Consider the following 23,997-nt stretch of genomic DNA (forward strand, 5'->3'; position numbering starts at 1 on the left):
AGACAACGGCGGCCACTACTGCCTGCACGGACCGATGGTCCAGACGGACGCAGAATGGCTCGCGAACAAGATGAACACCCAATGGGGCTAACCACCAGCGTCAAGGGTTTTCGGTGGTATTGAGCGCGAACGCGAACTCGGTCGTCGAGACAGTCGACTGTATATCCGCTGGCAAGCCAGCGCGAAGCGGCGGCGCGGCAGCCATGGACAAACAAGATTGCCTCGAGCGGTCATCCTCCACCTGAATTTTCGGGTGGTCATGGAACTTTTGATCGAGCCTCACCACAATGCAGGCTGCACGGGTGATTCATCGGATACGTTTCGGCACTTACGTTTCCGTGACAGAAGGCGCACTCCCTTCGCCACGGATCGGGCTGACACCTGGGTAGGCGACCTCTCCGTCGTGTCCTTAAATAGCGATCAAGTCACACTTCTCGATAAGCAGTCGACTGTCGAGAACGCCGCGGCGGCCATCCCTTAAACAAATCAGTGCTTTTCCAGAGCGGAGCGCAGCGGAGTTCAATTTGGGACACCGTAGGTGGCCGGATCAACCGTCACATCACAGGCAAACCACCCTTGGGTAAGAAAATGACGCGGATCACCTCTGCAATGCTCACGGCTTTTCCTCGGGCAGTCGCCGGCGGGCGTGGTCGGCGGCGCCGTTGCCGGTGATCAGCCACAGCGTGCTCAGGTCATCGATCAGTTGCTCAAGGGTGATATCGACAGTGCCGTTGAGCCAGCTCATGATCGCCTCGGCGGTGCCGCCGACGAGGAAAGCCGGCGTAACTCGGGCCAGGCTGTCTCGTTCGAGTTTTACATCGTGAACTTCGCGGGCGTGTTGAACCAGGATCGTCGCGAGGCCTTGAACGACCGCGGCCCGGTGGGCCAACACCGCAGGGGACGCGGAAACCGCGTCGAAGAGCACCCTGGCGCGACGAGGGTCCTCGACCAGGGCTCGCACCGCAGCGTCGATGCTCTGAAAGGCCCTCTCCTGCAGGGACTTCTTTGCTGACATTGCGAACGCGAGGACGGCACTCTCGCTTACGTGACGTGCGGTTTCCTCGACGACGGCCGCCGCCAGTGCATCGAGGGTGTCGAAGCTTTCGTAGAAATAGCGTTTGTTCAGCCCAGCGGTGGAACACACCCTGGCGACCGTCACGGTGCGCCACTGGTCAGTGGCCATGATTCCCAGCGCGGCGTCGATGAGCTGGTTGCGGCGAACCCGCACCCGCTCGCCGGCATCGATTCCGCCGTAGCTCCGCGCAGGCTGGGCACTCATGACAGCCATAGTGGCATTCACCTCGTCTCGTTCGCTGCGTAGGGCCCTTGACACCTGTCGACCATATTTGGCACAGTTTGGTACCAGAATAGTTCATCGGCTACCGAGAGGACGTTCATCGATGTCACCCACACCGCCTGCTGCTACCGGTGCCACCCAACTTCCCTCCACCGTCACAGCGGTGATCGGGCCGATACTGGCCGAGTTGCGTGAGCTCTCCAAACACGCGCCGGGTCGAGCGCGAGTAGAGGGATGGCGGTACCTGCGTGAGCTGAGTAGGGCCGACCGCCGCGACCAGATCGGCGCGTTGTTTGCCGCCGGAACACGGCCCGCGCAGCTCGACGGTGCCTACGAAGGTTTGATCGTGGGCAAACTCTTCAATGTTCCCGAGGCCGCGTTGGCCAATCCGCTGCTCGCGATCAACCCGACGTGGCAGGGCAAGACGTTCAACGCCGAGTCAGGTACGGGGTTCAATCGACTGATCCCGTTGGCGCGCTATGCGATGCGGGTGATCGCGCCGCTCTATCGCGGCCTGCGTCGGGCCGGCCCGGAGATTGTGGGCTTCGACTTTCGCTACAGCGCCGATGTCGGACTGGTCACTCCCAAGATTCCCGTGATCGCGCTGGACTACGGCATCGAGGAGTACTGCAATCCGAGTGTGCGGACCTTCCCGATCAAACGCACCCGTGACGAGATCGTCGAGTTGCTACCAGGGCTGTACCTCGGTAGAGCGTTGCTCACGATGCACACCGGTGAGATTCGTACTATCGCCCACTTTGCGTTGCGCCACTTCGAGAACGAGGAGGTGCGGTCATGATCGAACTCGACGGGGCCGTCGTCTGTGTCACCGGCGCAGCCCGCGGCATCGGACGTGCCACTGCTGCTGAACTTTCTCGCAGGGGAGCACTAGTGTGGATCGGTGACCTCGACACTGAGGAGGCCGCCCGCACCGCTGCTGAAATCGATGCCAAGTCAATGCATCTCGATGTCACCAAAGGGGAAAGTCTGCGAAAGTTCTGGGCTGCCGCCAGCGCCGACGGCCCGGTTCGGATGCTCGTCAACAATGCCGGAATCATGCGGCTAGGTCCGTTCGTGGACCAAAGCCTCGAAGGCCATCATCAGGAGGTGGCGGTCAACCTCGGCGGCGTCATCAACGGCATGCACGTCTTCCTCCCCGACATGTTGGCCCGCAACTGCGGCCACATCGTCAACGTCGCATCAATGGCCGCCAAGGTGACCACACCAGGAATCGCGGTGTATTGCGCCACCAAGTTCGCCGTTGCCGCCCTGTCGCGGGCTGTGCGCGCCGAAATTGCCCACACCGCAGTCACGGTCACTACGATCATGCCTGCGGCAGTCAACACCGAACTCACCTCTGGTGTTTCGCTCGATCTGCAACCCACGCTGCAACCCGAACAGGTAGGTCGCGCCATCGCCGACACTGCACGCCGACCAGGTCGCGAGGTCACAGTCCCGCGCTGGCTGGCACCGATAGGAACGCTCGAGGAAGCTGCACCTGAACGTCTCTTGCAAGTCGCTAAGCGTGTCGTCACCCGCAACCGGCCACCCGGGGATTACGACGACACCCAGCGCCGCGCGTATCTCGACCGAATCCTCCGATGACCACCTTGCTCAACAGGATCGCCAATCGATATTCGACGATTAGCTGTTGCCGCGCACCCGAGCGCCGTTCACGGACACCCGCAACTCCCCCAGTGGCACGACGTGGCCGGATTGGTTGCGCACGTCGACCGTCACGGGTTCACCAGTGCTGTCGTCGGCAACGTTGAGCGGCCCACCCCTGCCCCCGTGCAGGTACTTGTCGCCCCACTGCATGAGCGCCAACACCGCCGGCAGTAAATCCCGGCCCATCTCGGTGAGCACGTACTCATGCCGAGTACGCTTCCCCGGCTCCTTGTATGGCTGACGCTCGAAGATGCCGGCAGCAGTGAGATCCTTCAGGCGCGCCGACGCTACCGCTTCGGTGATACCGACCCGCGACGCAAAATCATCGAAACGGGTTGTGCCGTAATAAGCCTCACGCAGGATCAGCATCGCCGACCTCGTGCCGACCACTTCCATTGCGCGGCCGATCGAGCAATGCGTGGCTTGCCACGCGTCCCGATCCGCCAAGACTCCGGTCAGTCGCACTGCGTCCATACTCATCACCTTACTCCCTGACTTGCCATTGCCATAGCCAGGGTTTAGGTTCCTGACTATGGAACTCAACAGTCAGCCCGTCAGGACGGGCCCACTTCTGGCAATCCTGTCGGGAGCACCATTTGTTGCGAGCCTCGATCTCTTTGTCGTCAATGTGGCCTTCGGCGACATCGCGAAGAGCTTTCCCGGACATTCACTCGGCGAGTTCAGCTGGATCCTCAACGGATACGCAATCGTCTACGCCGCACTGCTCATCCCACTCGGGCGTTGGGCTGACCGCATCGGCCCCAAACGAGCGTTCATCGCCGGTCTCGCACTCTTCACTCTCGCCAGTGCCGCTTGCGCTTTCAGCCCGTCACTGTGGATGCTCGTGGCATTCCGCATCGTCCAGGCCGTGGGCGCGGCAGCACTCACCCCGGCCAGCCTCGGACTTCTGATCAACGCACTCCCGGCCGCTAAACGCCAATCCGGCGTTCGCATCTGGGCCGCTTCCGGCGCTGCGGCAGCGGCATTCGGCCCCGTTGTCGGCGGCATGCTCGTGGAGGCGTCGTGGCACTGGGTGTTCCTGATCAACGTTCCCATCGGGATCGTGCTGCTCTACTTCGCCGTTCGACTTGTCCCGGATGCCGCGGAGAAGGACCCCGATGCAGGAATGGACCTGGCCGGCGCCGCACTCCTCACCGTCGGCATCGGTGCTCTTGCTCTCGCCCTGGTTCAGGGTCCTGACTGGGGATGGACAGACCCGCGCATCGTTACTGCCTGTGCACTCGCCGCGGTCACTCTGATTGCCTTCTGGTGGAGCAACTCCCGCCACTCCGCTCCGCTGATCGCGCCGGATCTCCTGAAAGTCCGCTCGTTTGCCTGGTCGAATATCACCGCCATCTTGTTCAGCGCCACATTCGCGGCCGGACTTCTCGCGAATACCCTTTGGTTGCAAGAAGTCTGGGGATACTCGGCACTGCGAACCGGATTTGCCGTCGCTCCCGGTCCGATGATGGTTCCGTTGTTTGCCATCGTGGGCGGAGCCCTCACCCGCAAATACTCCGCCGGCCGAGTAGCCGCTCTGGGCAGCGCGCTCTGGGCTGCGGGCACGCTTTTTGTCCTGCTGTCGGTGGACACGACACCGCACTACGCCACCCAACTGCTGCCGGGGTGGATCATCACCGGGATCGGCGTCGGCCTCGCTCTGCCCACCATCCTCTCGCAGGCAACAGCCGACCTGCCCGCTGCGCGATCGGCCACCGGCAGCGCCGTCATCAGCATGAGCCGTCAGATCGGTACTGTGCTTGGCGTGAGCATCCTGATCGCAGTCCTCGGAAGCGCGGTCGACTACAGCACCTTCCGACAAGCCTGGTGGGTCATCGTCGCAATTGCTGTTGCATCCGCAGTCGCATCACTCGGATGACTCCCACCTCCAGCACGGATACCGCCAGCACGAAGTCGGTGCCGCGGCAAGGCATACCCGTCGAGTAGTCCGGCAAGGTCCGGACCGTCAGTCAGTGACCCAACGCCGTCCATTCGGGATCCGGCTTGCTCGCCACTACTCGGAACACGACCCCGCCCCGTCCGCTGCGCTGCACTTCGTCGATCAGGAAACCCGCGTCCTCGAGGTATCCGATGGGATCGCGAGTGAGGTGGTCGGAACCGAAACGCACAAAAAGCGGTTCCACCACCTTCATCACGGCCCGCGCAAAAACATTGGTGCTCGGCCCGTGTTCCGCCAGTACAAATCGACCGCCGGGCACCAAAACGCGGAAGGCCTCGACTGCAGCTCGGCCCGGATCAGGAATCGTGCAGAACGCGTAGGTGGACAGCAGCGTATCGACGCACTCGTCGGGGATATCCAGTTCCTGCACGTCTCCGTACCGAAGGTCGACGCTTGTGCTCACACCCTCGGAGACCCTGGCGCGGGCCTGATCGAGCATCGCTTTCGAGATGTCCACTCCGATGACATAGTCGACGTCCTTACCGTAGAGCGGCAAGTTCAGGCCGGTACCGACGGCAATCTCGACGACGCGGCCGCGCGCTTTGTCGACTGCCCATCTACGTGCGTCACCGAGTGCAAAGCGCTCGAAGCGTCCGATCTGTCGGTCGTAGTGAGTCGCCATCGCGTCGAAACTCTTGGCGACCTGTGCTGTGTCCGGTTCGCGCATGATGCCCCATTCGGTCGATCCCATTCGGTCGATCCCCTGTGCAGTCTCGCACGCGAACAACTAGCCCGGAAGCCCTTAACGCAACGATCTCTGCAGAGTTGACGTCGGGTCTGCGCTACTCACGCTGCGAAGTCGCCGGTATCGTTCGAGGTGACCTGCCGCCGCCTCCGACGTTCATGGGATAGAGACTTCGTGCGATCAAGCAACTGCGTTACCGGATCCGTCCGGCCACCCCTTTCCACTGATTCCACTGGAGGTTTGTGATGGCCGGCGGACTGTTTGCCCTGCTCGACGACGTCGCCGCTCTGGCTCGGATGGCAGCAGCGTCGATCGACGACGTAGCTGCTGCAACCGGTAAGGCAACCGCCAAGGCTGCCGGCGTCGTGATCGACGACGCGGCTGTCACTCCGCAGTACGTGCGCGGCTTGGCGGCTGAACGCGAACTGCCGATCATCAAGCGCATCGCGATCGGGTCGTTGCGCAACAAGCTGCTGATCATTCTGCCGATCGCGCTGCTGCTCAGCCAGTTCCTCCCCGGGCTACTGACTCCCCTGCTGATGGTGGGTGGCTGTTACCTCAGCTACGAAGCTGTCCACAAAATCTGGGGAGCGATTTTCGGCCACGGTGACCACCACGAGAGCGCAGACGAGCATCCTCGTGACGAAGAGGCCGTTGTCTCCGGCGCCGTGCGTACCGATCTGATTCTGTCGGCCGAGATCATGGTGATCGCACTCAACACCATCGCGGGTGAAGGTTTCTGGAGCCGACTGATCATTCTTGCCGTCGTCGCTGTGGTGATCACCGTTGTCGTCTACGGCGTTGTCGGATTGATCGTGAAGATGGACGACATCGGTTTGCGCATCGCCGAGTCGTCGTCCGGTTTCACTCACAAGGTCGGGCGCGGGCTCGTTCGCGGCATGCCGCACGTGATGTCGGTGCTCTCCGTGGTGGGCACCGCCGCAATGCTGTGGGTGGGTGGCCACATTCTTCTGGTCGGCATCGACGAACTCGGCTTCCATCCCCTCTACGACGCCGTTCATCACGGCGAAGAAGCGGTCAAGGATATTGCCGGTGTCGGCGGAGTCCTGGCATGGATCGTCAACACTCTTGCATCTGCAGCTCTCGGCCTGGTGGTCGGTGCGGTGATCGTCGCAGCGCAGTTGGGCATTACGAGCGTGCTGGCAAAGCGATCGGCGACGGCCTAGTCGATGTGCCTGTGGCGCGCCGCCATCTGCTCCGCCACCGCGCACACTGCATCGCGCAGCGACAACGGTTCCAGCACTTCGACGTCCGCACCCAAACCGATCAACTGAGAGAGCGCAACTTCAGGGCTTTCCAATCTCAATTCGACGTCCATCCATCCGGCCGAATCAGGTGGACCTGGCACCACTCGCGACGCCTCGACTCCCACCGCATCGGGGAGTCTTCGCCAACCGTTGGGCGACAATCGAATCCGACAGCTGAAACGCAACAGCGAACGGTCGAACTCCGCCATGGATGCCGCCCACCATGTCGCCAAATCGAAATCCGCAGGCCTGTCGGATAATTCGTCACACACCACGGGGCCGGTGATTCGGCCGACCCGAAACGACAGAGTTCGACCGCCCAGACGTGCCACCAGATACCAGACCCCGGCCTTGATCACGAGACCGAGCGGATCAACCGTCCGTTGTTTGTCACGGTAAGTGAAATGTACCCGGCGTGAATCCAGCACCGCGGACGCAATAGTCGGCAGTGCCGAGATATCGTCGCTGCCACCGAACCATCCGGGGACGTCCACAAGAATGCGGTCCTGCCACAACCGCGCGCCTTTCTGCAGGCTCGGCGGCATCGTATCCAGCAGTTTTGCGGCCGCGGCGTCCGCGGAATCCGTCCGGCCCAGATCGGCGGCGATGGACGGCACGCCCAGCAGCATCAGCGCCGACGTCTCGTCGTCTGTCATTCCCGATAGCTTGGACTGCCAGCCGTCGAGCAAGCGGATACCGCCGCCCGGGCCACTTTCGGTCCAGATCGGCACACCGGCAGCGGACAACGAGGCCACATCGCGGTAGATCGTCCGTACCGACACCCCGAACTCGCCGGCCAACTGCTCGGCTACAACTCCTCGACTGCCCTGCAATCGCAACATGAGTTGAAGCAGGCGCGCGGATCTCATGGAGCGAACATTACCGAGAATCACTGACAGAAGTTGTCAGGAATAGGGGTGCAGAATGACCGTCATGGTCACCTGGAAGCAGTTCTCCGAAGAAGTTCCCGCCCTAGCCACAGCCGTCGAAGCTCGATTCAAGGCCCACAAGCATCACGTGCTCGCAACCCTGCGCAAGGACGGTTCACCGCGGGTCAGTGGCACCGAGGTGGAAATGCTCGACGGGCGTCTGGTGCTCGGATCGATGTTCGGCGCTCTCAAGGCAAAGGACCTCATCCGCGACGGGCGCTACGCCCTCCACAGCAATCCCGGCGAGCACACGATGGAGGGCGGCGACGCGAAGATCGCCGGAACCGCACGAGAGGTGACCGGCGAGGAGTTCGAGACTGTGCTTGCCAGCTATACCTACGAGGTTCCGAAACCCCTGCACCTCTTTGTCCTCGACATCGAGGAGGTGGTTCACACGACCGTCGACGACGAACATATGTACGTGGACCTCTGGAAGCCGGGAAAGGAGATCACCCGGTTCACCAAGTGACGTTCTTCTCGCAATGCTCGCCGTTGGCGCACGATTCCACCTGCACTGTCGCGTGTGAAAGCCCGTGACTTTCCAAGACCGCGCGGGCGGATTCGAGAACGTGCGAAGAATCGGCGTCGCTGGTCAAATGCACTGTGGCAACATCCATCCCCGTCGTCAGGGTCCAGATGTGCAGATCATGCACGCCCTTGACATTGGGTAGCGCGGCCAGATCGGCTTCGACGGTTTCGACATCGACATCGGCCGGCGACGCTTGCGTCAGAATGCGCAGCGACGCGGCCGCCAACTTGAGTGCGCGGGGAACCACCCACAGCGAGATGAGCACACCGACAACGATGTCTGCCCACGTCCAGCCGAACAGTAGGACCACAGCGCCGGCGATCAGAACGCCAACGCTGCCAACGGCATCCGCGAGCACTTCGAGGTAGGCGCCGCGCACGGCGAGGCTGTCCTTGGAGTCGCCACGCAACATGAGCATGACCACGATATTGGCGAGCAGACCCGCTGCGGCAGTGATGATGAGGGCACCGCCGGGAATCTCGGGTTCGTCACCGATGCGGCCGATGGCCTCGTACATCACCCACGCCGCCACGGCCAAGAGCATGGCCGCGTTGGCCATCGCTGTGAGGACCTCGGCGCGATGCCAGCCGAAAGTCCGTGCAGCGGTGCTGCTCCCCTTCTTGGCGAGCAGAAGCGCTGTCAACCCCATGGCCATGCCGACAACATCGGTGAGCATGTGGCCGGCGTCGGCGAGCAGAGCCAGTGAGCCGATGAGCAAGCCGACGGTCGCCTCGAGAACGAGGAAGGCAACCAGGATCGCAAGTGCGATCACCATCTTCCGGATGCGCGTCGGACTCGGTCCTACTCCGACCGAATCTGCCGCCGTGTGACCGTGAGAATGACCGTGCCCTGACCCCATATGACCGCTTACCTCCTGAGTTCTCCCGATCATATGCATACATTCGCATATATACAACGGGTTGCTCGGTGAGCGGGACAAAGGTCAGTGTTCAGGCTGGTACGCCGGTTTCTCCACAGTGGGCGGCAACGTAGCGATTGCCGAAATACGCTTCATCCCCGCCACCTGCAGTAAGTCGACAACCAGCGAGCGGATCTGCGCGAACACCACCGTCGCAGACAGGCCGGCCGTCTCCACAATTGCCGGCTTCAGTTCTTTGGCCACCGAACGTAGCACCCGAGCGGCCTCCGCCTGATCAGGCTGCTCCCCCGGTTCCGCCAGGATCATTTCCCTCAAGACGTCGACGGCCTTGGACAATTTCTCCACCTGGGTCACCAGACGTGGATCAAGAATTTCGTCGTCCCTGACCAACGTCAGGGAACGCCGCGACAGAACTCGAATGTTGCGCATCGCGTTGTCGATCGGATCGGCTGTCGCCATGAGTCGTTCGAGCCGCGGGCGAGTGTTCCAGTACAGCGGCGAGATCCGACTGATCTCCTGCCCGCCTTTGAGATTGGTGCGCAATCCGTCGATCGCCGACTGCGTCGCGCGGGCCTTACGGAGAGCCTTCACTATCGGCTCCGGATCGTTGGCTCGCAATCCGTCGGCCACCAACGCCAGCACCTCCGACGACGTCGCGAGAATCGCCGCCGCGTCCTTACGAGCGCGTCGCACGGGATGTGTGGGGATGATCGCGACCACCGCGATGCCCACCAAACCACCGACCAGTGCGTCGATCATGCGGTCGATTCCGCCGGTACCCCCTGGCGGAATCAACGTCGCCACCAGCACAGCCGAGTTACCGGCCTGCATCGAGAAGATGGGGCCGCTGTTCAGCAAGACCGCCACCGACATCGCCAGCACCACCACCAGGCTGATCTGCCACGCGCCGCTGCCGATACCGGAAATGATCAGATCGCCGATACCGATGCCGACCGTCACACCGGCCACCAACTCGAACGAGCGACGCAGGCGAGCACCCAACGACAGCCCGAGCGACACGACAGCGGCAATGGGCGCAAAGAACGGCGCGTGGTGCCCGATCACCGTGGTGGCAACCCACCACGCCAACCCTGCGGCCAGTGCGCATTGAAGAATCGGTAGCGCCGACGTTCTCAGTCGGCGCCCCGACTTGCGAGCGCGGTCCTTGATGCTCGACGCGCTCGGACGGAAACTGCTAACCGACGCCAAGCGCTTCGGCAGCGTTGGGGTCGCAATCCTCGAGCAGGTCCAGGCAGCGGGCGTACTCGTCTGTCTCACCGATCGACTGCGCGGCCTTGGCCAGCACTGCTACACAACGGAGGAAACCGCGATTGGGCTCATGGCTGTACGGGACGGGCCCGAAGCCCTTCCAACCATTGCGACGAAGCTGATCGAGTCCGCGGTGGTAACCGGTGCGCGCGTAGGCGTACGCGGTGATGGTTGCGCCGCTCTCGAATGCGGCCTCGGCCAGATAAGCCCACGCGATGGACGCAGTGGGATGATCAGCCGCTACCTGAGCCGGATCAGCGTGGTTGAGCAGGGCCGATTCCGCGTCGTCGTCGCCGGGAAGCAGAGTGGGCTTGGGTCCGAGCAGGTCACCGAATTGGGTCATGGGCTTATTGTGCCCGCTGCGGTCCGTGGGCACCGGACCGCCTCACCCGTGGTCGCCGTTACGACCGGATTCGACCGATCGTTACGCTGGGGACGTCAATTGCCCCAGACCGAAGGATGACCGGTGCCGGACTCGAAAGACGACAACTCGACAAAGGGCGCGCCGGAAAAACAGGGCGCGCCGGAAAGTTCGACGCCGACTGAACCCGCCACCGTCGCGATCCCCAAGGCGTCTCCGAAGCCCCCGGCGCCTGAGCCCGCAACCGTAGCCATTCCCAAGGCACAGCAGCCCCAGATGCCGCCGCCCCAGGCACCGCAACGTCAGTCGCCGCCACGTCCGTCGCCGCAGCCCAAGGCACCACAGCCGGTCCGCGCCGCGCCGCAACGCGTCGGAGTAGCAGCCGGAATTCCGCCGCAGCAGCCTCTTCCCACTCGAATCGAGCCGGCCGCGCCGGAGCAGACGAAGCGCGGTGGCAAGGGGTGGTACATCGCCGCGGGAGCAGCCGCTGTCGCCATCGTGGCCGCGATCGGCGTCGCTCTGTATGTCTCGTCCGAGAGCAGCAGCGGGGAAAACTCACCGGAAGCTAAGGTCCAAACGGCGATCAGCACGTACGTCGACGCTCTCGCGTCCGGTGACATTGCCGCTCTGCGCACCGCAACGTGTGGTTCTCTCGCCGACTACTACCAGTCCGTCCCGGACGACGCTTTTGCCCAGGTCCACCAGAATGCGGTAACGCAGAAGACGATTCCCCAGGTCAGCGCCGTCGACGCCGTCCGAATCACCGACGACACTGCTATCGCCCAAGTTGAGGCGAGCATCCCGGCAACCGGGGAACGGTCGTGGCGAACCTTCGATCTGGAACGCCAGGACGGAACCTGGAAGGTCTGCGACCCGAGCCAGACCGGTTAAACACTCGAACCGTAACCAACTGTGCGCGCCCACGAAGTCTTCGACTTCGTGGGCGCGCACAGTTTTTCGATCGAGCAGTTCTAGCCTCCGGACACCGAGCGGCCGGCCGACTTCAGGTCGTTGCACGCCTCGATGACACGAGCAGTCATGCCTGCTTCGGCCTTCTTGAGGTAGCTGCGCGGGTCGTAAGCCTTCTTGTTTCCGACCTCACCGTCGACCTTGAGGACGCCGTCGTAGTTGGTGAAGAAGTGACCCGCGATCGGACGCGAGAACGCGTACTGCGTGTCGGTGTCGACGTTCATCTTCACGACGCCGAAGTTCAGCGAAGCCTCGATCTCGGACTTCAGCGAGCCCGATCCACCGTGGAACACGAAGTCGAACGGCTGCGAGCCGGCAGCGAGGCCGAGCTTCGCTGCGGCAACGCGCTGGCCCTCGTCGAGAACCTCGGGCTTGAGCTTGACGTTGCCCGGCTTGTACACACCGTGCACGTTGCCGAAGGTGGCAGCGAGGAGGTACTTGCCCTGCTCGCCGACGCCCAGAGCGTCGACCGTCTTCTCGAAGTCTTCCTTCGAGGTGTACAGCTTGTCGTTGATCTCGGCTTCGACGCCGTCTTCTTCGCCGCCGACAACACCGATCTCGACCTCGAGGATGATGTTTGCAGCTTTCGACAGTGCAAGCAGTTCCTTGGCGATCGCCAGGTTCTCGTCGATCGGGACAGCCGATCCGTCCCACATGTGGGACTGGAAGAGCGGGTTACGGCCGGCGTTGACGCGTTCCTGCGAGATGGCGAGCAGTGGACGCACAAACGTGTCCAGCTTGTCCTTCGGGCAGTGATCGGTGTGCAGCGCGATGGTGACGTCGTACTTGGCGGCAATCACGTGCGCGAACTCGGCGAGTGCAGCAGCACCGGTAACCATGTCCTTGATGCCCAGACCGGAACCGAACTCGGCACCGCCGGTCGAGAACTGGATGATGCCGTCACTGCCGGCGTCTGCAAAGCCCTTGATGGCTGCGTTGATGGATTCGGAGCCGACACAGTTGATAGCGGGGAAGGCAAAGGAATGCTCCTTGGCCCGACTCAGCATCTCGGCATAGACCTCGGGAGTTGCGATAGGCACGGCGGGAGTCCTCCATTTACGTGTCGTTCGGAGCGCTCGACGATGTATAAAGCGCTTCGTGTGGTCCTAGCAGTATGGCAAGTCGTGGTCGCCACGTCTCTTTGCGGTCTCGCCGTGACGTGGACGACGCGGTGACCTGCAGCAGTGGGAAACACTCAGACGCTCCCGGTAGTCTGGCCTCCGTGAATGCGCAGGCAGCAACTGAATCCGTGACGAACCTGGCCTTGCTGCCCGGCTTCCTCGATCCCGTGAACCTCTTGAACTCCTTCGGAACGTGGGTTCTGGTGGGATTGCTTCTGGTGGTCTTCATCGAATCCGGCCTACTGTTTCCGCTCCTGCCCGGCGATTCCCTCCTCTTCACCGCAGGGTTGATCGCGGCGTCCAAATCCACCGAGATCGAGCCGTTCGCGCCGTTGTGGGTGCTGTTGGTGACCATTCCGATTGCGGCGATCCTCGGTGACCAGGTCGGTTTCTACATCGGCGCCAAGGGTGGAACTGCGCTGTTCAAGAACGACGACGCGAAGTTCTTCAAGAAGAAGTACATCGACGAATCACACGCGTTCTTCGAAAAGCACGGCCCGATCACCATCATCCTGGCCCGCTTCGTGCCGATCGTGCGCACGTTCGCTCCGGTTGTCGCCGGCGCATCGAAGATGAAGTACTCGCTCTTCCTCACCTACAACATCGTCGGTGGCATTCTGTGGGGTGCCGGCGTCACGATGCTCGGCTACCTCCTCGGTCAGATCGAATTCATCCGCGACAACGTCGACTACATCTTCATCTTGATCGTCCTGGTGTCTGTCCTGCCGATCGTTTTCGAAATCGGAAAGCGCCTTCTCGCGTCACGACGCGGTGAAACGGCGAATACTTCAACTACGGACAATTCGGAATCCGTGACCGAGGAACCGACTCACTGATCACCAGAACCGAGGCAAGAAACTGACCACCATGACACTCGCGTCCGGCAGTTTCGGTCCCCTCGAAACCGCTGGTCCTGCGCTGGTGTGGATCATCGTCGTGACATTCGTCTTCATCGAATGCGCGATCATTCTGGGGTTGTTCCTTCCCGGCGATTCTCTCCTCATCACTGCAGGAATTGTGCTGGCCGGCCACGAATCCGGCGCCGGACACGTGTGGGCTCTCTCGGTGGGCGCCATGATCGCCGCCATTGCCGGCAATCAGGTCGGGTACGTCATCGGTCACCGAACGGGCAACCACATCAAGGCCCGCAAAGGTGGCAAATACTTCACCGAGAAAAACCTGCACCGGGTCAACATCCTGCTGGAGAGACACGGCTTCTGGGCTGTCCTGATCGCCCGGTGGATCCCCTGGATACGCACCCTGTGCCCCATGGTCGCGGGCGCAGCCAAGATGAACCACACGCGATACACCGTGGCCAGCACCATCGGCGCAATCATCTGGGCGCCGGTTCTGCTGCTGATCGGCTTCTACGGCGGCTCGTTCCTCGATCGTGTCCCCTGGCTCCTGCCGGCGGTCCTGATCGTGATGACCGTGAGCCTGGTCGTCGGCACCGGTCTCGGCATCTGGCAGTACCGCAAGGAAATGGCCCGCCCCGCCGAGGACGTCGAGGTCGAGGAAGTTCTGGACTGACGCCTTTAGCGTTTGCCCGGCTGAGGCTCTGGCGCTCAGCGTTTACGCGGATATCCCGCCGCTGAGACGACGTATGCGGCTTCCATCAGCATCCAACCGCCCAACTGCACTGACAGGTCACGCTCCGGGACGCTCGACGATCGCACCGAACCTCCCGTGAACGTCGCCAGTTCCCCGGAAAGCCTCGGCAGCGTGGCGTCGCGGGTCCAGTCGTGACCGAACAGCGGTAACCCCTCCACCTCGAGGCGGTTCTTCCAGGCGGCTTCCGCCGACGCCAGCACGATCTGCGCGGCGATCTCCTTCGCCCGAATGTCCTCGTTGCTCTCCCAGGTCAGGTTGACCACGACAAACGCCAGATACCGCACCAGGATCGCGTTGAACAGGCCACCGTCGCCGCCGCCGCCTCCGATGATGACGCCGCGATCGGTCAAACCGTCGTAGACCGCGTTGACGAGGGCATGAACCCGCTCGCGGTGCCTCGGTTCACCCAACCGTGTCGCCAGTTCCGTCTCCAGGCCGAGAGTGACTCCTTGGCAATACGAGTAAATGGCCCGTTCGAGCGTTCCGTCGCGGCGGATACCGTCGAAGATCAGGCCTGATTCGGGATCACGCAGAGTCTCCTCGATCCAGTCGGCGTGCGCCTGAGCTCGCCACAGCTTGCCAGTCCGAGCAAGCATGATCCCGGCGGGGCCGTTGGCCGGGGTGTTGTAGAAATCGGAACCCTTGCACCAGGGAATTCCGCCACCGTCCTCCGGCGACCACGAGTCGAAGAGTTGAGATTCGAGAGCTTGTACGGCGCTGCGATGGTCCAGTGCAAACAGCCGTTGGGCGCGTTCGAGCGACAACCCCAGCCAGGCCATGTCGTCGTAGTAGCTGTTGGTCCAGGACCTGACGTTGCGGACCCGGACGCTGCGGGCAACCTTGGCAATCCGACGACGACGCTTGGGCGTCGGGTCACGTTCGAGCGCGTCGACGGCAGTATCGAGCAGATGCGCCTGCCACCAGTAATGCCACGGGCGGAACATGCGCTCGCGGCGCACCGCCGGCCACGCCACGACACCCAGCGCTGTTCTCGGCATTGCCCACAACCGTCGCAGATGCCGACTGACAATGGCTCCTTCGGCCGCATCTGCGCGTTCCGCCCACACTTGCTGCATAAGACATATCCTGTCCCCTCGGAGCCTGCGGCGCTAGCGCCTACCCAGCTAACAGACTCCGGCAAGGTCAGCGGGAGTTACGAAGATCCGCGTGCTCCCGCACCCAGGCATGCATCGCGATACCTGCCGCGACGCCGGCGTTGATGCTGCGGGTCGAGCCGAATTGTGCAATCGATACCGTCATGGACGCAACCTCTTTCGCCAGTTCGGTCACTCCTGGACCCTCCTGGCCGAACAGCAGAATGCAGTCTCTCGGCAGGCTCGCGGTTTCGAGTGGTACCGATCCGGGGGTGTTGTCGACGGCAACGATAGTGAGCGAATTCTCACGTGCGTACTCGACCAACTCGCCGATGTCAGCATGGTGAACGATGTGTTGGTACCGATCGGTGACCATGGCGCCGCGGCGGTTCCACCGTCGCCGGCCCACGATGTGCACGGCCGCTGCGGCAAACGCGTTGGCGGTACGAACCACGGTGCCGATGTTGGCGTCGTGGGCAAAATTCTCGATGGCCACGTGCATCGGATGACGCCGCGAGTCGATGTCATCGACAATCGCCTCGCGTGTCCAGTACCTGTACTCGTCCAACACGTTTCGACGGTCACCCTCCAGCAGAAGCAGCGGGTCGTAACGCTCGTCGGTGGGGAGGTCCGTCCCGTGAAACTCCGCCCACGGGCCGACGCCGTTCGGGTTTTCGCCCCATTCTGTCGGACCGACCTCGTCGGCCGGTTCTACACTCACGTCGGACATCAGAACACCTCGTTGGAATCGGCAGCCACGGTGAATCCGTGTGTGGTCTGCTCGTTGACACACGAGACATCCGTCGCCGTGGTAGTACATGTGAAGCCCAGCTTAGACAGTGGCGTTCCGGGCGGAAGCACCGGATCCGCTTCGGGTCCGCCGGACATGTACACCGGGCCACCAGAGCACATGAAGGCACCTTCACCCTCGTCTTGAACACGAATTCCGTTGCCCCAGTTCACCATACAACTGTCCGGGCGCGGCGGCACCGGAGTTGTCGTTCCCTCACACCCGGCTTCGATGCGGGTGGGCAATCTGATGATGCCGCACTGGAAGTTCCCGTCCGGAGTAGTGAAGTAGTAGGACTCGTTGCGCTCGAAGTGCACGTCCGTCAATGTGGTTGTCGGCGGCACAGTTGTGGGCGGGATCGTCGTCGTTGTGACAGGTACCGGAACGGTCGTCGTCACCTGGGGCGTGGTCGAGACTGCCGTACTGGATTGCGTGGTCGGCGTCGGCGCAGACTGCGCGTCACCGCCACAACCAGTGAGCAGTACCGCCGAACCCACACTCAGACACAGCAATCCCACCCGGACACGAACCACCGCGACTACCTCCACCCATGTCTTCTGCCTCAACCCGGCCCACAAAACGATTCCGAACTATATCGCGAGTTCGATTACGTTCCGGTTAAACGTTTGTTCGTCAACCTCGACAACCACGCAGGCGAGAATCGCGACGCGGCAAGAAGCACTTTCGCTTGCCCTCCCACCGGATAGTGAACCTTGGGCATGCGTCCGGCGCCGCGCGTCGCATCCCAGAGTTCCTGCGCGACTTCCGTTGCAGTGAGCTTGATTCCAAGTGATCGCGTCGAACCGGTATCCATTCCGGTGACCATGGCCGTCTGGACGAAGAGAGGCCACAGTGCAATCACTCGGATGTCGTGTTCGGCCCATTCGAGGTCGAGTGCCTCCGTCAGCCCCCGGACCGCGAACTTCGTGGCCCCGTATGTCGCCAGTTCAGGCTGTCCGTAAATGGCCGATGCCGAGCACATATTCACGACCTGAGCACCCGGCGTATCGCGCAGATACGGAAACGCCGTGTGTGTCCCATTGAGAACGCCGGTGACGTTGATATCGACCATGCGGCGATGCGCAGCAAGGGAAATACTCTCGAACTTCCCCGACGACAGAACACCGGCGTTGTTGACCAGGATGTCGAGTCGACCCGACGCACCGACAAAGTGAGCCAACTGTGTCGACCACTGCGCCGGGTCCGTCACGTCGAGTGCGCCGGTCACGGCCACACCCCCGAACCCGTTGATCTCGGCGGCCAGAGCCGTCAACCCGGACTCGTCGATGTCATAGCAGCCAACCCGATAACCCTTGCGCGCAAACAACAACGCGGCCTCACGGCCGATTCCCGACGCCGCCCCGGTGATGAAGATGCTCCGCTCAGGCATTTTTGCGACCGAGAGCAAGCATTCCCTCGACAAGCATCAACTGAGCAGCCGCATACGACGCCAGAATCACACCCTCAGCGGCCGCGCGGCCGGCCTTGCCGCGAATGAACAAGCGTCGCACCACAATCAGACCGTCGGATGCGGTGAACAGCACGCCGCCCACACCCAGCCAGGATCGCCGCTCCTGGCCAGGCACCACCACGTCCAGCACCGTCTTCTCCCCCGGTGCCAAAGCCGGATCTGCGGACAACGTCGACGTGGTTCCCAGCAGCAATCCGTACGCGGTCAACGGCATCGAGACCTCGGGAGCTTTTGCACGCAGCAACCCGGAAGCCGTGGACCACCCGCTCATCCGAGGCTTGAGCGCAGCCCTCGTCGGCCTGGCACCACGACGCAACAGGAGCGCCGAATAGCTCGACTGCATGACGGCAAACGAAGACGCACCCTTCACCAGGCGAGCATCGTTATCCGGGTCGATCATGAACACATCACCGATCGTTGCCGCAGCAAGACCTGCCAAGAGCAGCGCAGTATCGGCGGCATCGGTCTCGGATCGCTTGCGCAGCACCCTGACCGCGAGCGACGGCGCAATCAACGGCTTGGAAATCTGCTGAACCCGCTCGTTGCCGAGCACCGCCCCAGCCACCGTTGCCGCCGTTGCCGCCGCAAAAACCGCGTGCTCGATGCCCCACTTGCCTGCCATGCCCAGTCCTCCTGTTGGTTGCGCGCTGTTGGTTACGCGTCCAAGACGACCGTACTGGGTAATTCAGAGGGAATCACGAGATTTGACGTCAGCCCCGTACAGGTCGACGTATTCCTGCCCGGACTGCTCACACAGTGCCGCCATCAACTCGTCGGTTGCCGCGCGCACAACAGCCTGATGGGTCCGCAGTTCTCGGTAGCGGGAGAAGTCGATCGGCTTGCCAACACTGACGTGCACCTTGCTGAATCGCCACATCCTGGTGCCAGGCGGGTTCACCGCGTCGCCTCCGTGAACAACAACCGGGATAACGGGGACACCCGTTTCCAGCGCAACCCTGATCACCCCCGTTTTGCCTTTGTGCAGGCGACCGTCCGGCGATCGTGTTCCCTCGGGATAGATCGCCCACACACCACCCCGTTCGAGGATTCCGACGGCAGTATCCAGTGCCGCGCGCGAGGCGTCGGCGCCACTGCGGTCGATGGGAACTTGACCTGCGCCGCCGAAGAACCAGCGCTGCAACGCGCCCTTGATGCCGGAACCGGTGAAGTACTCACTCTTCGCGACGAAGGTGATCCGTCGGCGCACTTTCAGAACCAGGAAGAACGAGTCGACGACAGCCCGGTGATTACCGGCAAGTATCACCGGCCCCTTTCTCGGGATGTTGCGGTGCCCCTCGATCGTGGGGCGTCCGAAGACCCACAGAACCGGTCCTATCAAGATGTACTTGAACAGTCGATACAGCACGCCAACACCCCAATCAGTGAGAGTAGACACTGTCTACCGTCCTAGATGGTAGACACTGTCTCCCATGTCTGCCACCACACTCCGCGACACCCTCGTCGCCACGGGCGTCGACATTCTCGACACCGACGGCCTCGCCGCCCTGACGTTACGAGAGATAACCCGTCGAGTCGGCGTGTCACACGGGGCACCCAGACGCTATTTCCCGACACACAACAGCCTACTTGCGGCAATTGCCTCACAGGGCCTAAGTGACTTGGGGGCAAGGCTCGCACCGATACTCGATGCACCCACGCCCGCGCGACACCGATTGATCTCTGCCGCAATCGAATACGTCGCTTTTGCGCAGGGGCGACCGGCGATGTTCGAGCTGATGTTCCGCCACGATTTACTCGAAGGCGCCGGCGCGAACCTCCGGGCAACGTCGCTTCCACTCTTCGAGGCTCTGCGGACTCTGGCCGAAGCAGACCAAGCCTCGGATCCGAACGCGACTGCACTGAAGATCTGGACGGGAACGCACGGAATTGCAGTGTTGGCCGCGAACCGCAGTCTGAGCCTCGTGACCCCTGACCTCGTCATCGAAGAATTGGTCAGGTCGACTGTGGTTGCACATCTCCCCTGAACGAATGCCAACTGTCGCCAAAGACTCGTTTACACAATCATTACCTTATGGAAGGATTCGAACGTGCCCGATCAGGAACAGAGATTGCACGACCTACTGGTCGACTTGGTGAGCAATACCCATCGCTTCACAAAAATGGCGACGTCACTTGCTGCCGACCGTTACCCCCGGACCTGGCTCCGCGCGTTGGCGTTGCTCGAGGAATACGGCGAAATGCGGATCAGCGACTTCGCCAAGATCGATCACTGCTCACAACCCTCCGCAACTGCGGTGATGCGCACACTCGGTGAGCGCGGGTTGGTCGAGCGGCGCCCGGATCCGGACGACGCCCGCGCCGTACTGGTCGCGATGACCGATGTGGGACGAAAGACCCTAGCCGACGGTCGACATGCCATCGCTGATGCCCTGATTCCGCATTTTGCGGACCTCGAACCCGAGCAGATCGAACGCCTGACCGTGGGGTTGGCCGAGCTGCGATCGATGATCACGTCGGCAAGGCCTTCGGCCCTGTGAGCCTTTCCGGTAGCGCGAACTACCAGAAAGGCGCACGGGGGCGCTAGCCCAGGTTGAGATCGTCCAGGCCCAGAAGCGAGCGGTATTCCACGCCCTCTGCACCGATTACGGCGTCGGCGCCGGTCGCGCGATCCACCACGGTTGCCACACCGACCACGATGGCGCCCGCTTCACGAAGTGCCTTCACCGCGGTGAGCGGAGAGTTGCCCGTGGTCGTGGTGTCCTCGACAACCAGAACACGCTTGCCGACCACATCGGGTCCCTCGATCTGACGCTGCATTCCGTGGGCCTTGGCAGCCTTGCGGACGACAAACGCGTCGATCGGACGGCCGGGCGCGTGCATCACTGCCATCGCGACCGGGTCTGCACCCATCGTCAAACCGCCCACGGCGTCGAAATCCCAGTCTGCAACAAGTTCACGCAGCAGCGAGCCGATCAACGGCCCTGCCTTGTGGTGAAGCGTCGCGCGGCGAAGATCCACGTAGTAGTCGGCTTCCTTGCCCGAAGACAACGTCACCTTTCCGTGCACAACAGCCAGTTCGCGCACCAGCGCAGCCAAATCCTCACGATCGCTCATGAGTGCTCAGCCTACCGACCACAGCGCCGAGGCAATAATCTCCGCGCGACCTGTATCTACGTCCTACCCCGCCCACGTCCGACAAGGTTGGTCATCTTGCGAACCAAGCCCTTCGGAACCAGACGCCCGGCAGTGGTGAGGATCTTGTACTGAATCCCGGGAATGCTGATGACCTTGTTGTCGCCGAGGTCCTTCATCGACGTCGCGACCACCTGATCGACGCTCAACCACATCGGCTTCGGGATCGATGACATTTCGATTCCGGCTCGCTCGTGAAACTCGGTGCGGATGAACCCCGGGCACAGCGCTTGAACCCGAACACCGGTTCCGGCCAGCCCGCCGGACAATCCTTCGGTGAACGAAATCACGTACGCCTTGCTGGCCGAATACGTCGAACCGCGCCCGGACAGCAATCCCGCCACACTTGCGACATTGACGATCGTCCCGTTCGCCGACGCGATCATGCTGGGCAACGCCGCACGGGTCAGGCGCATCACCGCGGTGACGTTGACGTCGAGTTGAGCTTGCAGAAGTGCTGGATCAGCGGTCCAGAATTCACCGGAGGTACCGAACCCAGCGTTGTTGACCAGAACGTCGACGCCGCGGGCCAATCGGTCGGCGACCGCGTCACGGCCAGGTTCCGTGGCGAGGTCGGACACCAGAATTTCGGATTCGGTACCGAACATCGCGGACAGCTCGGAGGCAAGATCACGCAATCTCACTTCGTCTCGGGCGACAAGCACCAGGTCGTAGCCGAGCGACGCATATTTCTTGGCAAACCCGGCACCCAGACCTGAGGTGGGACCGGTGACCAGGGCTACAGGACGCGCAGGGCGATCCGAGTTCGATGACGACATACCGGCCACGCTAGTGCGTCGCGCCTCGAAAGGTGAGGCTTACACGCGGCTCAATCGACGGGGCGTACGGTTCCCGAGCGCTGTGTGCCGGGGTTGGGTTTCGGCGTGGTCGACGGGGCGGGAAACTCCCGGCGGGGCAATTCCGGGGCGGTTCGACGGGGCACGTCCGACTCCTCGCGGCGCTGCGACTCCGGAGCTTCTCGACGCTGCGACTCCGGAGCCTCTCGGCGCTGCGACTCCGGAGCCTCCCGGCGTGGTGTCTGCTGTGCGCCACGAACGACCGGCGGTGCCTGCGGTGCACTACGAACGGCCTGCGGCGCTTCGCGGTTCAGCGGTGCATCGGATTTGTCGCTGCGGGGGCGGGGCCGGGTCGGGTCGTGATCGACTTCGAGTTCACGCGGATCCGTGACGGGAGGGAGTACGTGCAGGATGCCGGACAGCCGTGCGACAGCTTCGATGGCAGCATCCCAATCGCGGCCGGTGCTCGAGACCGGAAGGGAGCCGAGGGTCCAGCGACCTTCGCTCCACAGCATGCTGATTGCCGGGGGTACTGATTCGGTGAAGGCGACCATACGCTGGTCACAGACCCGGCGAGCGATTTCGAGGTCGGTTGCAAACACGACGCGCGGACCGATTGCGCCCAGGAGGTTGAGGTCGCCGTCCTTGGGCGGTGCCGTCGATTTGAGCCGTAGATCGATGTCGACGTCAGACCCGACTTCGCGTCGAACTGCCACGATGGTTGCTGTTTCCTCGAGGTCGAAGAGCACAAACTGCTCACCTCGTCTTGTGCCACGCACAACATCGGTTGCGGTCAGGTAGTCCTGCTTGGCCATCGCTGCGCGATGCCACTCGCCGGCAAGCTGATCATCAGCACCGGTGTACGTGTAGCCCTGCGCCTTTGCCCAAATCTGACGTACGCGGCCGGATTGATCACGTCTTGTTCTATCGACGTACAGAAGCGCACCCGCGCCTGCGAGTGCCACTAATGCGAGTCCGAACCACATTCCAGTCATCACAGCCAGCCTAGCGACTTCCGACGACAACCTCCCGCAACACCCCGAGAACTGTCACCTGATCGGTGTGGCGGCGTTACCTTCGGTGCGGCGAAACCCCTCGATCCAAGTCTCATAAGCGCGACGACACGCTGGCTCAGTTGCCGAACGACGGCAATGAAGTATCGAGAATCGTCTTTGCGGTCATCGTGCCGTTCTCCACCGGGGTGCCGTCGACGACGATGTTGTCACCCGGTTGCAGGTCAGCGACAGATGATCGGTTGAACGCGATCAGCGTCGTCTCAGGTGTGGTGAGAATGGTGGTCTGAGATCCACCGATCGAGTTGATGACCAGGGTGCCGCCGTCGTTGGACACCACTGTTCCGACAGCACCGCCGGCTTGGCCGATGACATCACCGAGTCCGCCAGGCAGGTTTTCGAGCGGCGAGGATGTAGGCGATGGCGCAGGTGCGGTGGTCGTAGGTTTGGGCGTCGTCGGCGCCACCGTGCTGGTTGGCGGAACAAATGCCGTCTGCGTTCCCGATTCACCCGAGGAACCGAACAACGAAATCCCGATGATCGCGACGACGGCAACCAGGATGCCGACGACTCCCGCGGCGATCCAGGTCCCGAGCTTGCGTCGCTTCCCACCATCCGGCGACCCACTGTCCAAGAATGGTTGCTCCGGTGGCACCCCGCCGCCACTTCCGCCCGCAACCGGATACTGCTGAGTCTGTCCGTACTGCTGCGCGTTGTATGTCGGGTACGCCTGCGTCGCGCCGGGCGGCGGGGCCTGCGGATCGAACTGCGGGTTGTAGGGCGGAAACGCCTGCGTCGGGTTCGACTGACCCTGCTGGTTCGGCTGGCCCTGCTGGTTCGGCTGGCCCTGCTGGTTCGGCTGGCCCAGATACTCGGTGTTCTGATCCGGCCCACCGTACGGATACTGCTGCTGCCCCTGGTTCTGGTACTGCTGTGGGTTCTGGTACTGCTCGGGAATCTCGAAATGCTCGGTCGGCTGGTCCGACTTACGCGGATCGTTCTGATCAGTCATTCCTGGCCACCTTCATTTCGGACGTACGGGTGCGCACATCTGCCGTACGAGCATCCAGCCGTTCAGCGTAGACAAAAACAACGTCGACAAAACCAGCGTCGACAAAACCAGGGTAGAGAA

General features: G+C 62.4%; 28 protein-coding genes. 10 read left to right on the top strand and 18 right to left on the bottom strand.

Translation table 11 applies throughout. From position 1 onward, the window contains the following. Positions 1-613: 613 nt before the first annotated feature. Complete coding sequence (locus KYT97_RS11465) at positions 614-1,279, bottom strand: TetR/AcrR family transcriptional regulator (protein WP_219112273.1); 666 nt, start codon at positions 1,277-1,279, stop codon at positions 614-616. A 121-nt stretch (positions 1,280-1,400) separates the two neighbouring features. On the opposite strand from KYT97_RS11465, the gene KYT97_RS11470 reads away from it, so the two are divergent. Continuing rightward, positions 1,401-2,096: a hypothetical protein gene (locus tag KYT97_RS11470; protein ID WP_245006078.1), complete on the top strand. Its 696-nt coding sequence runs from the start codon at positions 1,401-1,403 to the stop codon at positions 2,094-2,096. After that, entirely contained in the window at positions 2,093-2,902 is an 810-nt protein-coding gene (locus tag KYT97_RS11475) for an SDR family oxidoreductase (protein ID WP_033235656.1), read from the top strand. The genes KYT97_RS11470 and KYT97_RS11475 overlap by 4 nt, the downstream gene beginning before the upstream one ends. Positions 2,903-2,941: 39 nt before the next feature. Here KYT97_RS11475 and KYT97_RS11480 read toward each other — a convergent pair whose 3' ends face one another. Continuing rightward, positions 2,942-3,439, bottom strand: a complete 498-nt coding sequence (locus KYT97_RS11480; protein ID WP_045064086.1) for a winged helix-turn-helix transcriptional regulator — start codon at positions 3,437-3,439, stop codon at positions 2,942-2,944. Positions 3,440-3,497: 58 nt separating this feature from the next. On the opposite strand from KYT97_RS11480, the gene KYT97_RS11485 reads away from it, so the two are divergent. Further along, positions 3,498-4,844: an MFS transporter gene (locus KYT97_RS11485; RefSeq protein ID WP_219112275.1), complete on the top strand. Its 1,347-nt coding sequence runs from the start codon at positions 3,498-3,500 to the stop codon at positions 4,842-4,844. Positions 4,845-4,935: 91 nt separating this feature from the next. Here KYT97_RS11485 and KYT97_RS11490 read toward each other — a convergent pair whose 3' ends face one another. Next, a complete protein-coding gene (locus KYT97_RS11490; protein ID WP_033235658.1) occupies positions 4,936-5,616 on the bottom strand; it encodes a class I SAM-dependent methyltransferase in 681 nt (226 codons plus the stop codon). A gap of 239 nt (positions 5,617-5,855) precedes the next feature. Here KYT97_RS11490 and KYT97_RS11495 point away from each other — a divergent pair, with 239 nt between their 5' ends. After that, positions 5,856-6,797 (top strand): DUF808 domain-containing protein, encoded by a 942-nt coding sequence (locus KYT97_RS11495; protein ID WP_033235659.1) that lies wholly within the window; start codon positions 5,856-5,858, stop codon positions 6,795-6,797. Here KYT97_RS11495 and KYT97_RS11500 read toward each other — a convergent pair. Then, the gene (locus KYT97_RS11500; protein ID WP_219112276.1) at positions 6,794-7,747 is read right to left on the bottom strand and encodes a helix-turn-helix transcriptional regulator; all 954 of its coding nucleotides are present in this window, start codon (positions 7,745-7,747) and stop codon (positions 6,794-6,796) included. The two genes, KYT97_RS11495 and KYT97_RS11500, sit on opposite strands and share 4 nt — an antisense overlap. Before the next feature lie 64 nt (positions 7,748-7,811). On the opposite strand from KYT97_RS11500, the gene KYT97_RS11505 reads away from it, so the two are divergent. Continuing rightward, entirely contained in the window at positions 7,812-8,276 is a 465-nt protein-coding gene (locus KYT97_RS11505; RefSeq protein WP_219112909.1) for a pyridoxamine 5'-phosphate oxidase family protein, read from the top strand. Here the strand turns inward: KYT97_RS11505 and KYT97_RS11510 are convergent. The 3 genes from KYT97_RS11510 to KYT97_RS11520 form a co-directional block, all read right to left on the bottom strand. Next, positions 8,266-9,195 (bottom strand): cation diffusion facilitator family transporter, encoded by a 930-nt coding sequence (locus KYT97_RS11510; protein WP_033235660.1) that lies wholly within the window; start codon positions 9,193-9,195, stop codon positions 8,266-8,268. The two genes, KYT97_RS11505 and KYT97_RS11510, sit on opposite strands and share 11 nt — an antisense overlap. Before the next feature lie 84 nt (positions 9,196-9,279). Then, entirely contained in the window at positions 9,280-10,425 is a 1,146-nt protein-coding gene (locus tag KYT97_RS11515) for an FUSC family protein (protein ID WP_033235661.1), read from the bottom strand. Then, positions 10,412-10,828, bottom strand: a complete 417-nt coding sequence (locus tag KYT97_RS11520) for a DUF3151 domain-containing protein (RefSeq protein ID WP_033235662.1) — start codon at positions 10,826-10,828, stop codon at positions 10,412-10,414. Before KYT97_RS11520 ends, KYT97_RS11515 begins: the two co-directional genes overlap by 14 nt. 123 nt (positions 10,829-10,951) lie before the next feature. Between KYT97_RS11520 and KYT97_RS11525 the strand changes: the two genes are divergently transcribed. Then, positions 10,952-11,737, top strand: coding sequence for an Rv0361 family membrane protein (locus KYT97_RS11525; RefSeq protein WP_033235663.1), 786 nt, complete (start codon positions 10,952-10,954; stop codon positions 11,735-11,737). A gap of 80 nt (positions 11,738-11,817) precedes the next feature. On the opposite strand, the gene fbaA is transcribed toward KYT97_RS11525, so the two are convergent. Then, a complete protein-coding gene (gene fbaA, locus KYT97_RS11530; RefSeq protein ID WP_033235664.1) occupies positions 11,818-12,855 on the bottom strand; it encodes a class II fructose-bisphosphate aldolase in 1,038 nt (345 codons plus the stop codon). Positions 12,856-13,037: 182 nt separating this feature from the next. Here fbaA and KYT97_RS11535 point away from each other — a divergent pair, with 182 nt between their 5' ends. After that, the gene (locus KYT97_RS11535; RefSeq protein WP_219112278.1) at positions 13,038-13,772 is read left to right on the top strand and encodes a VTT domain-containing protein; all 735 of its coding nucleotides are present in this window, start codon (positions 13,038-13,040) and stop codon (positions 13,770-13,772) included. A gap of 31 nt (positions 13,773-13,803) precedes the next feature. Beyond that, on the top strand, positions 13,804-14,466 hold the full coding sequence (locus KYT97_RS11540) for a DedA family protein (RefSeq protein ID WP_033235666.1): 663 nt from the start codon (positions 13,804-13,806) through the stop codon (positions 14,464-14,466). A gap of 35 nt (positions 14,467-14,501) precedes the next feature. Here KYT97_RS11540 and KYT97_RS11545 read toward each other — a convergent pair whose 3' ends face one another. The 6 genes from KYT97_RS11545 to KYT97_RS11570 all read right to left on the bottom strand — a co-directional run bounded on the left by KYT97_RS11545 (position 14,502) and on the right by KYT97_RS11570 (position 19,268). Beyond that, complete coding sequence (locus KYT97_RS11545; protein WP_033235667.1) at positions 14,502-15,623, bottom strand: glycoside hydrolase family 76 protein; 1,122 nt, start codon at positions 15,621-15,623, stop codon at positions 14,502-14,504. A gap of 67 nt (positions 15,624-15,690) precedes the next feature. Further along, entirely contained in the window at positions 15,691-16,371 is a 681-nt protein-coding gene (locus tag KYT97_RS11550) for a TrmH family RNA methyltransferase (RefSeq protein ID WP_172936387.1), read from the bottom strand. Then, complete coding sequence (locus KYT97_RS11555; RefSeq protein WP_095887955.1) at positions 16,371-16,964, bottom strand: DUF6636 domain-containing protein; 594 nt, start codon at positions 16,962-16,964, stop codon at positions 16,371-16,373. Before KYT97_RS11555 ends, KYT97_RS11550 begins: the two co-directional genes overlap by 1 nt. A 74-nt stretch (positions 16,965-17,038) precedes the next feature. After that, on the bottom strand, positions 17,039-17,821 hold the full coding sequence (locus KYT97_RS11560; RefSeq protein WP_219112280.1) for an SDR family oxidoreductase: 783 nt from the start codon (positions 17,819-17,821) through the stop codon (positions 17,039-17,041). Continuing rightward, on the bottom strand, positions 17,814-18,524 hold the full coding sequence (locus KYT97_RS11565) for a lysoplasmalogenase family protein (protein ID WP_219112281.1): 711 nt from the start codon (positions 18,522-18,524) through the stop codon (positions 17,814-17,816). The genes KYT97_RS11560 and KYT97_RS11565 overlap by 8 nt, the downstream gene beginning before the upstream one ends. Positions 18,525-18,587: 63 nt before the next feature. Next, entirely contained in the window at positions 18,588-19,268 is a 681-nt protein-coding gene (locus tag KYT97_RS11570; protein ID WP_033235671.1) for a lysophospholipid acyltransferase family protein, read from the bottom strand. A 64-nt stretch (positions 19,269-19,332) separates the two neighbouring features. Between KYT97_RS11570 and KYT97_RS11575 the strand changes: the two genes are divergently transcribed. Together KYT97_RS11575 and KYT97_RS11580 are read left to right on the top strand one after the other, a co-directional pair. Then, positions 19,333-19,887 carry a TetR/AcrR family transcriptional regulator gene (locus KYT97_RS11575; RefSeq protein WP_219112283.1) on the top strand — a complete coding sequence of 185 codons (555 nt, stop codon included), beginning with the start codon at positions 19,333-19,335 and terminating at the stop codon, positions 19,885-19,887. A gap of 63 nt (positions 19,888-19,950) precedes the next feature. After that, on the top strand, positions 19,951-20,400 hold the full coding sequence (locus KYT97_RS11580; RefSeq protein ID WP_033235673.1) for a MarR family winged helix-turn-helix transcriptional regulator: 450 nt from the start codon (positions 19,951-19,953) through the stop codon (positions 20,398-20,400). Positions 20,401-20,443: 43 nt separating this feature from the next. On the opposite strand, the gene pyrE is transcribed toward KYT97_RS11580, so the two are convergent. The 4 genes from pyrE to KYT97_RS11600 form a co-directional block, all read right to left on the bottom strand. Further along, positions 20,444-20,977, bottom strand: coding sequence for an orotate phosphoribosyltransferase (gene pyrE, locus KYT97_RS11585; RefSeq protein WP_033235674.1), 534 nt, complete (start codon positions 20,975-20,977; stop codon positions 20,444-20,446). 56 nt (positions 20,978-21,033) lie between these two features. Further along, positions 21,034-21,834, bottom strand: a complete 801-nt coding sequence (locus tag KYT97_RS11590; protein WP_045066607.1) for an SDR family NAD(P)-dependent oxidoreductase — start codon at positions 21,832-21,834, stop codon at positions 21,034-21,036. Between the two features lie 50 nt (positions 21,835-21,884). Continuing rightward, positions 21,885-22,838 carry a type III secretion system chaperone family protein gene (locus KYT97_RS11595; RefSeq protein WP_245006163.1) on the bottom strand — a complete coding sequence of 318 codons (954 nt, stop codon included), beginning with the start codon at positions 22,836-22,838 and terminating at the stop codon, positions 21,885-21,887. 145 nt (positions 22,839-22,983) lie between these two features. Beyond that, positions 22,984-23,877, bottom strand: coding sequence for a hypothetical protein (locus tag KYT97_RS11600; protein WP_245006079.1), 894 nt, complete (start codon positions 23,875-23,877; stop codon positions 22,984-22,986). Positions 23,878-23,997: the final 120 nt, after the last annotated feature.

Origin of the sequence: Rhodococcus globerulus (assembly GCF_019334125.1) — a bacterium.
Classification (GTDB): Bacteria; Actinomycetota; Actinomycetes; order Mycobacteriales; family Mycobacteriaceae; genus Rhodococcus_F; species Rhodococcus_F globerula.